Annotated in this window: 15 protein-coding genes and 1 pseudogene; 8 read left to right on the forward strand and 8 right to left on the reverse strand. The window is 44.5% G+C overall.

The features are described 5' to 3' along the window. A partial coding sequence (locus F6J94_RS19715; protein ID WP_293021242.1) for a hypothetical protein occupies positions 1-216 on the forward strand: 216 nt, incomplete at its 5' end. Between the two features lie 205 nt (positions 217-421). Next, on the forward strand, positions 422-1,237 hold the full coding sequence (locus F6J94_RS19720) for a lysophospholipid acyltransferase family protein (RefSeq protein WP_293043555.1): 816 nt from the start codon (positions 422-424) through the stop codon (positions 1,235-1,237). A 167-nt stretch (positions 1,238-1,404) separates the two neighbouring features. Here F6J94_RS19720 and F6J94_RS19725 read toward each other — a convergent pair whose 3' ends face one another. The 5 genes from F6J94_RS19725 to F6J94_RS19745 all read right to left on the reverse strand — a co-directional run bounded on the left by F6J94_RS19725 (position 1,405) and on the right by F6J94_RS19745 (position 5,852). Next, positions 1,405-1,932: a hypothetical protein gene (locus F6J94_RS19725; protein ID WP_293043557.1), complete on the reverse strand. Its 528-nt coding sequence runs from the start codon at positions 1,930-1,932 to the stop codon at positions 1,405-1,407. 693 nt (positions 1,933-2,625) lie between these two features. Next, a complete protein-coding gene (locus F6J94_RS19730; RefSeq protein WP_293021237.1) occupies positions 2,626-3,636 on the reverse strand; it encodes an RNA polymerase sigma factor, RpoD/SigA family in 1,011 nt (336 codons plus the stop codon). A gap of 204 nt (positions 3,637-3,840) precedes the next feature. After that, on the reverse strand, positions 3,841-3,978 hold the full coding sequence (locus tag F6J94_RS19735) for a hypothetical protein (protein WP_293021235.1): 138 nt from the start codon (positions 3,976-3,978) through the stop codon (positions 3,841-3,843). A 592-nt stretch (positions 3,979-4,570) separates the two neighbouring features. Then, a complete protein-coding gene (locus tag F6J94_RS19740) occupies positions 4,571-5,026 on the reverse strand; it encodes a transposase (protein ID WP_293021234.1) in 456 nt (151 codons plus the stop codon). Beyond that, positions 4,992-5,852, reverse strand: a complete 861-nt coding sequence (locus tag F6J94_RS19745; protein WP_293043559.1) for a transposase — start codon at positions 5,850-5,852, stop codon at positions 4,992-4,994. The genes F6J94_RS19740 and F6J94_RS19745 overlap by 35 nt, the downstream gene beginning before the upstream one ends. A 318-nt stretch (positions 5,853-6,170) precedes the next feature. Here F6J94_RS19745 and F6J94_RS19750 point away from each other — a divergent pair, with 318 nt between their 5' ends. Then, positions 6,171-6,395 carry a ferredoxin family protein gene (locus F6J94_RS19750; protein ID WP_083305266.1) on the forward strand — a complete coding sequence of 75 codons (225 nt, stop codon included), beginning with the start codon at positions 6,171-6,173 and terminating at the stop codon, positions 6,393-6,395. Between the two features lie 126 nt (positions 6,396-6,521). On the opposite strand, the gene cobO is transcribed toward F6J94_RS19750, so the two are convergent. Beyond that, positions 6,522-7,223, reverse strand: a complete 702-nt coding sequence (gene cobO / locus F6J94_RS19755; RefSeq protein ID WP_293043561.1) for a cob(I)yrinic acid a,c-diamide adenosyltransferase — start codon at positions 7,221-7,223, stop codon at positions 6,522-6,524. Positions 7,224-7,318: 95 nt separating this feature from the next. Here cobO and F6J94_RS19760 point away from each other — a divergent pair, with 95 nt between their 5' ends. From F6J94_RS19760 to F6J94_RS19775, 4 genes are all read left to right on the forward strand, one after another. After that, positions 7,319-8,428: a DMT family transporter gene (locus tag F6J94_RS19760; RefSeq protein WP_293021228.1), complete on the forward strand. Its 1,110-nt coding sequence runs from the start codon at positions 7,319-7,321 to the stop codon at positions 8,426-8,428. Between the two features lie 34 nt (positions 8,429-8,462). Then, positions 8,463-9,857 (forward strand): ABC transporter ATP-binding protein, encoded by a 1,395-nt coding sequence (locus tag F6J94_RS19765; protein ID WP_293043563.1) that lies wholly within the window; start codon positions 8,463-8,465, stop codon positions 9,855-9,857. Positions 9,858-10,175: 318 nt separating this feature from the next. Beyond that, a complete protein-coding gene (locus F6J94_RS19770; protein WP_293043565.1) occupies positions 10,176-10,445 on the forward strand; it encodes a hypothetical protein in 270 nt (89 codons plus the stop codon). A gap of 172 nt (positions 10,446-10,617) precedes the next feature. After that, on the forward strand, positions 10,618-10,773 hold the full coding sequence (locus F6J94_RS19775) for a hypothetical protein (RefSeq protein ID WP_367142241.1): 156 nt from the start codon (positions 10,618-10,620) through the stop codon (positions 10,771-10,773). A 7-nt stretch (positions 10,774-10,780) separates the two neighbouring features. Here the strand turns inward: F6J94_RS19775 and F6J94_RS19780 are convergent, their stop codons facing one another. Next, complete coding sequence (locus F6J94_RS19780) at positions 10,781-11,008, reverse strand: hypothetical protein (protein WP_293043569.1); 228 nt, start codon at positions 11,006-11,008, stop codon at positions 10,781-10,783. 407 nt (positions 11,009-11,415) lie between these two features. On the opposite strand from F6J94_RS19780, the gene F6J94_RS34350 reads away from it, so the two are divergent. Next, entirely contained in the window at positions 11,416-11,610 is a 195-nt protein-coding gene (locus F6J94_RS34350; protein WP_367142242.1) for a PT domain-containing protein, read from the forward strand. Positions 11,611-12,099: 489 nt separating this feature from the next. Here F6J94_RS34350 and F6J94_RS34355 read toward each other — a convergent pair. After that, positions 12,100-13,158, reverse strand: a pseudogene (locus tag F6J94_RS34355) (NACHT domain-containing NTPase); the annotation flags it as partial. Between the last annotated feature and the right edge of the window lie 149 nt (positions 13,159-13,307).

A 13,307-nucleotide genomic window follows, 5' to 3' on the forward strand; every position in this document is an offset into this window, starting at 1 on the left:
ATGACCTACCGTGATCGACTAAGCCCATGGTGTATTATCAAGCCACTTCCTAAAATGCAGCGAATTATTGTCGCTCGCTTTCGTCGCCGAACTGACGCTGAGGCTCATCTACAAGTTCTGCGCAGACTGATGCCTGAGATGGAATATATACTTATTTTTGACCGAGACCCGGAGCAAGAGGAAATTAATACAGTAAGCGCTAGAGTAACAATATAACAAACAATACAGGTAAGCATTCAGCTATCAGCTATCAGCTATCAGCCATTCGCGTAGCGTGGTCTTTGGCCAAGGCTGACGGCTGACGGCTGAATGCTTACCAATACAGTCGCATCCCTGGTAAGACCTTTTAGTCATCAACTTAACCTCTAGCTCAGGTTTTTTTGGAATAGGATTGAACTGTAGTTCACTCAATAGTATAGCCTTGACGCATCGGTTTGGTTGGTCTTTAGAAGAGCGAGATCCAGAAGTAATTGAATCCTATCTGCCCCAGTGGGAATGGTTTTATCGCTACTACTTTCGGGTTAAAACTGATGGCTGGCAGCACATTCCTGAGAGTAAGGTGCTGTTGGTTGGTTCCCACAATGGTGGATTAGCTTCCCCTGATATGGTGATGATGATGTATGACTGGTTTCGCCGCTTTGGCACCCAGCGTCCAGTTTATGGTCTGATGCATTCCAATGCCTGGCAAATTTATCCAGCCCTGGCGCAGCTAGCGGCAAAGATCGGGGCAATCATGGCTCATCCCCAAATGGCGATCGCTGCTTTTCGTAAGGGAGCTAGTGTCTTAGTCTATCCAGGGGGTGCCCAAGATGTATTCCGTCCCCATAGCCAGCGTCATCAAATTCAATTAGCTGGACGTAAGGGCTTTATTAAACTGGCACTACGAGAAAAGGTTCCGATTGTACCGATTATATCCAATGGTGCCCATGATACCTTGATTGTCTTAGGTGACTGCTATCAACAGGCACGACAACTACACGAGTTGGGGATACCCTGGTTATTTGGTCTTGACCCACAAGTTTTCCCAATTTATCTCGGTTTGCCTTGGGGATTGGCGATTGGTCCTCTACCCAATATACCCTTGCCCATACCCATCACAACTCGTGTTTGCCCTCCGATTGTTTTTGAGCGCTATGGTCGTGTTGCTGCTCGCGATCAAGATTATGTTGATGCTTGTTACGAGCAAGTTTCTACTCAAATGCAATCGGAGCTAAATCGTTTGGTTGCTGGGTTATGAGTAACTGTTCCAATTTTATGGTTTAATTAGCATAGCATTTAAATTTTAGAGATTGAATTTTTGATTTAATGCTCCCTACAGCAAGCCTTATACCTAATCCAACGTTGTTAATGGTCAAGTCAAACTTGAATTACCTAGCAACTAGTATTAGTCCTAGGGAGCATTAATCACTCGGTGACTCTTCCTTGGTAGTTATCCCGGCAAACCCTCAAAATTTCCTGGTCACTATCACTAATAGAACTAATGGGTTGATATCCTTCTAGTCCAACTTTGTAAGGATAAGTAATAGCGCTATAGCGATGGTCAAGACTTAGCCGTTCACCAACTACAGCAATAGGTGAGTGCTGTTGACGGGAAATGGTATGGGACAAAGCGGTTTGGTTGTAGGGATCAATAACCGTCAAATCCATTTGTTTTGAATCTAGGGTGCCGTAAAAACAGCTATATTCTGAGTGAGGCATATATACCGCACCAAGTACGTTGCCCTGATTCGCTTCAAATACTAGATATTCTTTACCAATCTGTCCTGGTTGTGAGGATTCACCATAGAGGTAAATGCCATCATCAGGCATTGATGCATTTCGACTCGTTGCTTGAGTGTAGGCTCTAGCTGTAGTATCAATGGCTTGATCTGGCGGTTGAGGTGCTGGTGTTGCTATAGTTGATGAGGTAGTTACCAATCCTATCGTTAGCAATAGCGTTGTTAGGGGTAGTTTTCTAAGATTTAGCAGTTGACGTGCTGACAAGAACGATCCAGTTAATTGGTTAAGCATCATACTTACCCCCTTTGAAAAAAAACTGTAAGACACCCTAAGCAAAAATTCTGAGAGTTTAGACCGTCAATTGATGAAGCCATAATCAATCAGAAAAAGTTAATTTTTCTTAAACCAGAGTTATGTTGACTCTTGAGGTTATAAACCTATTTAAGCCTAAACTATGCTTTGGTTTGTTCCTTTGTTGATCGGTTTATCAACTGTCACACTTGGCGCTGGTCATAGCCTGAAATTTTGCTGAAGCTTGACTATCAGCTTTCTCCCAGCTATTGGTTGACCCAAGCTTTAAGCAACTATGAGTGACCTTTTGCTGAAATAGGTGAGTCCAGACTCATCTTTTATTCAACCCTTGGAATAATTTTTCGTCCAGGTTGAGGTAGAAATTGCTTCTTAAATGGCTCCCCCAGGTTTTTTACCTCCTCACTCTCCGGTTTTGATGTGAAAATTTTGTGAAATTATAGGTGAACTTATACAGTGATGTGAATTTTGCTCTGACTATAGAAATACTCCAAAGGTAAGAACAGAGATTTCGGGGTTTTTTACATTTCTTTACAAAAAAAGAAGTGGTAACCGTTTCTGGCTACCACTCATGCTTGGAAGACAGTCAACCATTAGCTAGCTAGCGATGTACTCCCGGAAATTAGCATGGCGACGCCGTAGCTGTGCTAAAGCTTGATGTTCTAACTGGCGCACCCGTTCACGACTGAGGTTAAGTCGCTTACCAACTTTAGCCAGAGACAGCTCTTTGCCATCCTCTAACCCAAAGCGTAGCGCTAGCACTTCCCGCTGTTGAGGGGTGAGTTCTGCTAACAGCAGATTTAGGTCTTGCCGCAAGGACTCCTGAGTGGTGTAGTTAACCGGTGTTAGACCATCATCTTCTAGCAGCTCAGACAGCTCTGTGTCTTGGTTATCTCCCACCCGAACGTCGAGAGAGATGGGTTGACGAGCAATGCTCAAATATTCCCGAATCTGAGCTGGTTCTAGATCCAACTCCTTAGCAATCTCGGTGGGAGTAGCATTGCGACCTAGGGTCTGGGATAGTTCCCGTTGTACTTTCTTAATTTTATTGAGCTTTTCAGTAATGTGGATAGGCAGCCGAATTGCACGAGCTTGCTGAGCGATCGCACGGGTGATCGCTTGCCGAATCCACCAATAGGCGTAGGTGGAAAACTTGTAGCCCCTGGTTGGGTCAAATTTCTCAACCCCTCGCTCTAAGCCCAAGGTACCTTCCTGGATCAAGTCCAAGAATTCCATGTTGCGCTTCTGATATTTTTTAGCGATCGCTACTACTAGGCGCAGATTCGCTTCAATCATCTTGCGCTTGGCTCGAGTACCTTGGTCTATGGCTTTTTTCAGTTCTGCTTCGCTCTTATTAATGTACGAAGCCCACTCTTCAGTTGTCGGTTCGCGCTCTAGCTCCTGTTCCAAGGTGGCTTTTTCCCCTAAGAGTGCCATCATTTGCTGCACTTGCTTACCATAAACAATTTCTTGCTCATGGGTCAGCAGAGGTACGCGACCGATCTCATGAAGATAGGTACGAACCATATCTGCTGAGAAGCTAGGCTTGGTCGGCTTGGTCGGCTTAGTCGGCTTAGTAGTTTTGGTTTTGGTCTTAGAAGTGGGCATGGGTGAGTGGTAACTCCAAAAACAAGCAGTATAGTAGATTCTGTTGCGGATGTTTACTCCATCAAGTAACTACAATCTCTTTCCCTTGAGATCATTGCGCCATGGATTGCATTACATTTATTACAAGAGGTATTAACCACCTACCTCCTTCGTTAGAAAGAGATTTAACGGTAACATTGACGCTGTATACTAAGTCAAGTTTTTCTAGGTTTTTTCTGGGGGTTTCCCCAGCTTAGGTAATCCTACAAGTTGACCAGGCACGCTTAGCTCATACTCTTGGGGCGTTGGTGTTGGACCCGCAACCAAATCGAAGATGTGGGCTTGAGGGCTTCGATGTTTCATCTGCTGCTGCCCCCCTGTAGCTATAATATAAGTATCTATACTTGATATATACTTATATATAACGTCTTTACAGATTGGTCTTACACAGCCTCCAGAGGTTTGGCTCCGCAGAGCACTTACTCCTGTAGTAGTTTGCTACTACCCTGGCAGCAACCCTACTTCCGTAGGTGGTTTAAGGTGTTTAGGTTAATCCCCTTTAGTAATGGTTAGACACTTTGGAATTAAGTCGAAGTCATTATGATTTCAATATAGCTCCATTGTATTACATATTTAGACCCCGGTAAAGGTGAAAAGGTTCAACAATTGTTTGCTTTGACGAAAAAATAGCAATATCATAGGGACAGAGTCAGTAGATTACATTGGTTGGACTTGGGATTTTAGTGGGGCTTCCGAGATTAAGCCTCACACACACCCTCCATTAAAATAATCACCCAATAATCAGGAAATAGATAGATATTCTGAAGTGAGATAACCGAACTCATTGGGGTCGTGATGTCTAGACACGCGCCATGAACGGCTACTGCTAATTGAATAATGGCAATTGACACTCCCCGGTCTAAAGACGCGGGGATTCTTCATTCAGCGAGCCAGCTTACTGAACCTGGTCGGAACCAAGAACAATAGAGGCCGATTCTCCTGAAGCGTTCGGGTCAATGACCCAAGTTCCGGTGTGCCCCACCGTACCCAAGGCTCGATTTAGTATATTGATTGCAGCGTTGTGGTCTCGATCTAGCTTGCAGCCACACTTACAGACGTGAGTCCTTGTCGATAGTGACTTCTTGACCACCTCGCCGCATTCAGAGCAGTTTTGGCTTGTATAGGCAGGATTCACTGCAACAGTGACTCTTCCAAACTTTTGGCCAAAATGTTCTAACCATTTTCTAAATTGATACCAACCTGCATCATTTATAGACTTAGCGAGACAGTGATTTTTTACTAAGTTTTTAACCCTTAAATCTTCATAGGCGACCAGGTCGTTAGACCGGATTACGCAACGTGCCGGAGACGAAACCTTAGAAGAGTGCAGCCTTACAACAAAACCTGTCACCTTTGATGCATAGCCTACCAACTATAAAGGCTGCACTCTTCTTGCGGTAACTTCTAACCAGTCTTTTGGCATGTTCTTCACGCTGCCTACTTATTTTAAGGTGCTGTCTGCCTAATCTATTGATGGCTTTCTTGCGGTTGGATGAGCCTTTCTTTTTCCGGGAAACCCGGCGTTGATAAAACTTTAATATCTTCTCCCCAGCTCTATAAAACCGAGGGTTAGGTTCACTGTTGCCGAATGAGTCGGTGTAGAACTCTTTTAGTCCTACGTCTAATCCGATTGTCGAGTGACTTGGGGTTAGCTGTTCGTTTACCTCAACAGAAATGCAAAACTGAACATAGTACCCATCTGCTCTTTTGACAATGCGGACTCGCTTAATCAGCTTCTTGTCGAAGCGCCACAAGTCCCAGGTACCCTTGAGCTTCAGCCTCCCAATCCCCTTTTTATCACTGAAAGTTATTGATTTTTTATCAGGGGATAATTTCCATCCTGACTGCTTATATTCAACTGATCTACAGTGCTTTTGAAAACGGGGATAGCCTTTCTTCCCAGGTACTTTCTTTTTACAGTTCTCAAAGAAGCGAGAAATTGATGACCAAGCTCTTTCAGCCGCAGCTTGTCGAGCCGTAGAGTTTAACTCATTGGCAAACGGGAACTCTTTAGCTAGTATTTTGCAATATTTACTAAGGTCGTACTTCCCTGTCCCTTTATTGTCCATCCATAAACTAATGCAACTATTACGGATAAATTTCACTGTCCGAATAGCTTCGTCTATAGCTTGATACTGGGTATTTTTGCCTTGTGCTTTAAACTCTAAGATGATCATCAGAACTCGACCTTTTCTGTATATCCTTACGCTAACACGTTTAGCGAAAATCGTCAACTCAAGACAGAATCTTTTTCACGGCGACTAAAGTCGCTACCTGGCTTTCATCCCGGAGACGAAACCTTAGATAGTGGAGCTTTATTACAAAAGATTTAACCCTTTTGCGCATAACCGACTAACCATAAAAGCTCCACTATCTTACGGTAACTTTAAGCACTCATGCTACGCATGTTCGTTGTGGGGCTTCTTTTGCTAGACAGCTAACTATAGAATTAAGGAAGATCCACATCCGACCAACTAGCACTTAGAGAAAACACTGTGCCACACACGATTGTTACCGATACTTGCCAAGGAATTGCTGATTGCGTTGAATGTTGCCCAGTGGCGTGCATTCATCCAGGACCAGGGAAAAATGCCCTGGGGAGTGACTGGTACTGGATTGACTTTTCTAGCTGCATTGACTGTGGCATTTGCGTGGAAGTCTGTCCAGTTGAGGGCGCTATTATACCAGAAGAGCGACCGGATTTGCAGAAAACACCATAATTTTTCGGGATCACGCACGCTATTGGTGTACAAACTATTCCTATGCCTAAAAGCATAAAACTTGGGGATTGTAGACCGTTGAGAAATAGTTCAAAAATTTCTCCCCTACTCCCCTCGATAACAGCATTAAAACTCAATACCAGGTTGTGCTTTAATCCCCTGCTCTTTTAAAGGATGCTTCACTAATGTCATCTCTGTGACTAGGTCAGCTCGTTCAATTAGGGCGGCTGGTGCTCCCCTACCGGTTAAGATGACATGGGAATCAGTGGGTTTTTGGTCTAGTCCAGCCAAAACTTGCTCAATGGTTAGATAGTTGAGTTTCAAGGCTATGTTAATCTCATCCAATAGCACTAGCTTAATGTCAGGGTTACGGATAAACCCTAAGGCGGCATCCCAGGCGGATTGGGCTTTTTCGATGTCTCGCTCTCGATCTTGAGTCTCCCAGGTAAAGCCTTCGCCCATGGCATGGAACTCTAATTGAGGGGGATTGTTATCAGTGGCTACTGTCCAGTGCTCTAAGGCAGCTTTTTCTGCGGGTTCCCAAGCACCCTTGATAAATTGTACAATCACAACTCGGTAGCCATGACCAAGCGATCGCAAGACCATGCCTAAGCCAGCTGTGGTCTTCCCTTTGCCGTTGCCGGTATGAACCACAATCAGACCTTTTTGTTTGGAGGCTTTAGCTAGGCGTTGTTCCTGTATTTCCTTGCGTCGCTGCATTTTTTGCTGATATTGCGATCGCGTTAGGCCAGTGCCAGAGGAATCAGCGGTGTTTACCGATTCTAGACCTTGGTTGGAATCACTGGCAGACTTGATTGTGGTATTCATGGGTTTATGATCAATTCATTTTCAGGGACTCTCTAGCATACAGCATCCCTTGACTGTAATGCTTCTAAAGTATCCCTGCCAACACCAAGAAACTTATGGTATCCCCAAAACAGAGGAGTGCTGCTGATCAAGCTATCCCACAACAGCTGACGCGATCGCAAAAAATGTCAAAGAAAATCCCAAAGAAAATCTCCATTGGGGTGCTTTTGGCCTTACTCTCTTGCCTAATGTTGTCGTTTCAGAATATAATTATATATGTAATCTTTAATCAATCTTGGCTCTTTGGTCTACAGAATGTTGAAGTGGGAGGCTTGATGGCTCCTGGTTTAGGCAACTCCCTGCTGATTCTGTGGCTAAAGATGTTGGTGGTAGTACCGCTGATGGCATTTGTGGCTAGGTTACTCTACCCATCGGTGTGGCGAGATATTAGGCGTTGTGCTCACTCGGGGGACTTGCCTTTATTTAGCCAGATGGTGGCGAGTAGCTTATTTCTATTTTTATCCCAAGTGCTATTATACCTATCATTAGGTCTTATTAAACCAGGGGTAGCAATCACGATTTTTTTTATATATCCCATTGTGACGGTGATCTTGACAGGATTGCTGTTTGGTAATCGCACACATCTATTTCCCTCCGATCTATATCGCCCACATCTAGTTCGTGGTCTAGTCATGGTTGGTGTGGTGGGCGGAGCGTTGCTGATTTCCCTGCCTAGTCTCGCAGCTAAGCAGCCCTCTTCTGAATTGGGAGTTATAGCTGCTGCTGGTGCGGGTTTGAGCTTCGCTGTTTACATTATTCTGACCCAAGTCAGTGCTAGAAAGCTCAACCCGATTCCTTATAGCTTTATTAATTTTACATTAATTTTGGTATTTTCTAGCCTGAGCTTATCATTTCCCCTAGATCAATCCTGGCGCTTTTTTGTTGAACCCAGCCACAGACTTGCTTTATACTTCAGCTGTCTGGGGTTGGGGGTAATCACCTTAGTGAGCTATCTGGTGCAAAACTTTGCCATCAGGCTCATTGGTGGGCGTCCAGCTTCGATTATCGGGTCAACAGCACCAGTGTTAACTACCGTCTTAGCCGTGGCGATTATTCAACAAGGTTTAGGGTTACAGGAAATTATCGGATTGTTTCTGGTAACGTTAGGGGTGGTAACCCTAAGTATGGAAAAATTACGGCATCAGAGTTGGAAACGATCACAGTAAAGAAAAAATTAAGCGTAATTGGATATTGACCAACGTGGCACAGGTTATTCTGGAAAACGTTTTTAAAAGTGTTCCCGCCCGCAAAGGGGATACTGTTGTTGCACCAGTAACAACGGAACCTAAGGTGACAAACAACGAAGAGTCACCAAGCCTTGAAGCAGAAAAGTCTGGACAGACACCTAAAACCGTTAATATCTTGCGGCGCATAAATCTGGAAGTCAACGATGGCGAGTTTATGGTGCTGGTTGGTCCTTCAGGCTGTGGCAAAAGTACTCTATTGCGGATCATTGCTGGACTAGAGGAATTGACTGCGGGCAAAATCTGGGTGGGGAACAGACAAGTCAATGACTTACCACCCAAAGAACGAGACATCGCTATGGTGTTTCAAAATTATGCCCTATATCCCCATCTGAGTGTCTATGAAAACATTGCCTTTGGACTCAGACGAACTGGCTATGGGCAAGTGAACATGGCAGAAGACTCTAATGGGAACTCTAATAGTGTGCATTGGGGCAAGAATCTGCCACCCCAAATCAAGCAAGGGCTTGTGGCTACAGGCATGTTGAATGGGGAAGTTCGCTCGAATCTGGAAAATGTGTTAACCACAATGACGCGATCGCTTCCTCGGGAACTGCGATACCTGTCCGAACGAGAGAAAAAGATTGATCAGCAGGTTCGCAAAGTAGCTAAGTTGCTACAAGTAGAACACTTGCTGAATCGATTGCCAAAGCAGCTGTCTGGGGGACAAAAACAACGGATTGCTCTGGGACGGGCAATTTCCCGTAATCCCCAGGTCTTTTTAATGGATGAACCCCTTTCTAATTTGGATGCTAAACTCCGGGCAGAGACTCGCAGCCAAATTGTGAAACTACAGCGGCAGTTAGGTACAACTACGATCTACGTCACCCACGACCAAACGGAAGCGATGACTATGGGGGATCGGATCGCGGTGATGAAAGACGGTCGCATCCAACAGATTGCTCCTCCTCTAGAAATATATAATCAACCGGCTAACCGGTTTGTGGCGGAATTCATTGGTTCACCACCGATGAATTTTATCCCGGTTCAGGTGAAAGCCCCTCGGGTAGTATGCAATTCTCAGTTCCGCCTGACGCTTCCAGAGGTCTGGGAACCCATACTGCACCAGTATGATGGTCAATCCTTAACCTTAGGAGTTCGTCCGGAACATATGAGTATCAGTGCTCCTGCTCCCAAAAACTTGATGGTTACGGTTGAGATAGTGGAAGCCCTAGGTAACGATACTTATCTATCCGTGAGTATCCCCGAAGACTCTACCGTTCTTCAGGTCAGAGTACCACCAGATAAAATTGTCAGAATAGGTGAGGAAATTTGGCTGTCTATAGACCCAGAGAAGATTCATTTATTTAACCCCCATGATGGGATGGCAATTCCTAAGTCTATTAGCTAAGCGATCAGTAATCAGTAATCAGTAATCAGTAATCAGCTGTCAGCGATCAGCGATCAGTAATCAGTAATCAGTAATCAGCTATCAGCTCATGGGCTATGTCACAGGCTGGAAGCCTGTGCCACACTACTTGAGGTGCTTTTGAATAAAATATGCTGACCACTGACAGCTGAATGCTGAATGCTTAGCAAGGCATAGACTAGATTTTGCCCTAGTTGTCGGAAACTTCTGCTCTCGAAGGCAGAGGAATTGATCCAAACAGGATTATAACGTTAATCCCTGGTTCGGATCCCCCTAAATCCCCCTTAGTAAGGGGGACTTTTGCGTGGAATTTCCTTCTTTTCTGACGACTCCCGACTCCCGATTCCCGACTCCCGATTCCCGATTCCCGATTCCCGACTCCCGATTCCCGACTCCCGATTCCCGATTCCAGACTCCCGATTCCCGATTCCCGACTCCCGATTCCCGACTCCCGACTCCCGATTCCCGATTCCCGATTCCCGATTCCAGACTCACTACTCCCTGCTCCCTACTCCCTGCTCCCTCAAAAATATTTTTTTACAAAACTTTTCAAAATATGCTATAATATAATAATTTTTGTGCTACAATAAAATTGTCCCCGTTAAAATTGACGGCAAGAGCCAGCCTAACGATCTTCCTTGGGCGAAGGCTGGCTCTGGGTCCCACTTAACTGGCAAGATGCCAGTTCTACGAAGGAGATACATTTATTATGTACTATGGTAGAAACCTATACCCATGGGTAATGGTTAGGCTATTGCCACCCATGGCACCAGTGGTTTTCGCTCGGTTCGACAACCTTTGTGATGCCAAGAGGTATGTGCAGCCTCTTAAACGGCTCATGCCTGATGCTAAGTTCCTTATTTTTTTGGATATTAGTCTGCCTATGGATCAAGAATAATAGGTAGTTAAGGAATGAATAAGAGTAGAGTGGGCATCCTGCCCGCTCGAAAATAAGGAGGAAACTGGCAAGATGCCAGTTCTACGCAAGATGCCCATTCCAGAAAACTCTTAAAATCATTCCATTCCACGAGCAACGCCCGAAAATAAGGAGGAAACTGGCAAGATGCCAGTTCTACGCAAGATGCCAGTTCTACGCAAGATGCCAGTTCCACGCAAGATGCCCATTCCACCAAGATGCCCGTTCCACAAAACTTTTAAAATCATTCCATTATTAACCCCCACACTAGGTGGTCGCAAAGTGCTCCCGCAGCAAATCGTGGATGAATCGATAGCGTCCACCCACTTGCTTGATCAAGCGGCGTTCTGTGGCATAGCTCAGGAAATCAGCATAATTCCAGGGGATTGAACCACTGCGCCAGAGAATGAGGCGGAGGACGAAGTGCTGAATGACAGGTCTGCCAGCATATGAAAAGCCAATTAACATTGCCATCCCAAAAGTAAAAATTAATGCTTCGAGTGGTTCAACATTCTCTGCCGAAACTAGACTAAGTGATACAAAAAATAATAAAGTTACAGGCAAACTAATTAAACTAAGAATAACGGTATTTTTAGCAGATTCTTTAATCCCCTGATTGGGTTTATTTCTGGTTTTTATTTCTTCTCCACTCAGCCCTCTAATCAGCCCTCCAATCAGCCCTCTAATCAGCCCTCCAATCAGCCCTCTAATCAGCCCTCCAATCAGCCCTCTAATCAGCCCTCCAATCAGCCCTCCAATCAGCCCTACAATCAGCCCTACAATCAGCATGGAAATTATTTGTTTTCTTCTTTGCAATAAATTTTGCAATGAAAATGTAATAGTTTCATAAGGCTCTATACTATCAGAAATTAGCCCTCCAATCAGCCCGAAAATCAGCCCGAAAATCAGCCCGAAAATCAGCTTATACAACCACTTTGATCGGGAGTTATTCAACAAAACAGGCTGCATTTTTTCAATCAAAAACTCGGTTTTTTTTTGCTTCTTCAATTGTTTAGCAAGCCAGGCTAACCAGCGCCTAGTCTCCTCTTCTGAATAACCTCGACTGTCATGCTTTTCCTGTAGTTTACGGTCAATGTAATTCTTAAATAACGTTTTACGGCATTCGTTCTGATAGTCTTCCTTTGCTTTAGGATCCTTAAAATATTTCTTTCCTGGCTTCAACCCATCGGGATAAGCCAGGGGAATTAAATCTAATAGCAATGGCATTCTGGCTAACTCTAGCAACCCATCTGAATCTTGCTGAATTCCTGGCCAGAGGCGACCCTTGAACCCCTTTAAATAATTTTTTATCTGCTGATCTGTCAAAGGTTGCAGACAGACTTTTCCGCGCATCTCCAGAATTTGCTCACCGGCTTTGTATTCTTCTTCGCGACAGCAGACCACAATTTGAGGAACTTGTTTGACAAACTGATTTAATTGCTGAACACATAACCTCTGTCGCTCTAAGCCCAACTCATCTAAACCATCCAGCAGAGGTAACAACTGACGGGTGGTAATCCACTCCTGAGTAATGGCTTCGGGGAGAGTATAACGAAACTTTAAATAAGCTGCTAACCATTCAGCAATGGGTTGGTCATCTTTCCAATCAGAAAGTTCAGCAATAATTGGAATAGGTTGCTCTGGCTGCTCCTGGGCACGTGTAATTAAATCCTTGGCCAAATCCAACAGCATGGTGGTTTTTCCAGAACCGGGGGCACCGAGAATCAACAGTTTCCCGGCAATATGCTTTTGGTTAAATACCTCAATAACCTTTTGACCTGGTTCAGATTCTGTCGTTACTCCCGAGAAAAGTACTGCCAGGTACTTGGTGATCGATTCCGACAATGAACGAGAATTGCTAGGATTCACAGTATTTTTTTCCGGACGATCCAGTTGCTCCCTTTGGTCTGCCATTACCAACTTAATCAAGTGGTGATTGTCCAGGGAGTAATAAAGGTAATTGTTAACGTCTGCTGCTATTTCTGCTAGCAAGTGTTGTCGCCATCCCTGTAAATTTCCCTGTGGAATTTTTTGAGGGATTTGAGTTTGCTTTCCTGAGCTAGTTTTGAACAAATACCACATTGTAAGGAAGGCGAAGACGTAACCAATACCTAAAATCCAGTAGACTTGTTGGAACCACTGGGTATTGTCTTGTGCTGATTTTTGAGAAACTAAATTTTCTGCTTCATGAGCTAAGAATACATAAACTATTACGCATAGACCAAATACTATAATTTTGTGAAAGAGAGTTTTTTGCTGGTCAAAGCGATTGATCAAAAGTCCGACAATACAGGTAAGTAGTCCTAGTAGTAACTGGAGTAGTCTTTGAAGGACGTTGGGATTGGTCAGAAGTTCAGCAAGGTTCATCTGTGAAGCGACCTCTGTTTTATATCGGGTAGGTCAGAGGGATTACTCCCTCTTTGCCCCCTAAGCACCGTGCGAACGAGTCTCCTGGTACACGGCGCAACCAACTCCGAAAAACACGTTATTCTGTGCAACCCTTTTCCCTTCGACCC

Origin of the sequence: Moorena sp. SIO1F2 (assembly GCF_010672755.1) — a bacterium.
Classification (GTDB): Bacteria; Cyanobacteriota; Cyanobacteriia; order Cyanobacteriales; family Coleofasciculaceae; genus Moorena.

Coding starts and splice junctions, on each gene's coding strand:
- F6J94_RS19730 (WP_293021237.1), bottom strand. CDS start 3,636: ATGCCCACTTCTAAGACCAAAACCAAAACTACTAAGCCGACTAAGCCG.
- F6J94_RS19735 (WP_293021235.1), bottom strand. CDS start 3,978: ATGAAACATCGAAGCCCTCAAGCCCACATCTTCGATTTGGTTGCGGGT.
- F6J94_RS19745 (WP_293043559.1), bottom strand. CDS start 5,852: ATGATCATCTTAGAGTTTAAAGCACAAGGCAAAAATACCCAGTATCAA.
- cobO (WP_293043561.1), bottom strand. CDS start 7,223: ATGAATACCACAATCAAGTCTGCCAGTGATTCCAACCAAGGTCTAGAA.
- F6J94_RS19760 (WP_293021228.1), top strand. CDS start 7,319: ATGGTATCCCCAAAACAGAGGAGTGCTGCTGATCAAGCTATCCCACAA.
- F6J94_RS19775 (WP_367142241.1), top strand. CDS start 10,618: ATGGTTAGGCTATTGCCACCCATGGCACCAGTGGTTTTCGCTCGGTTC.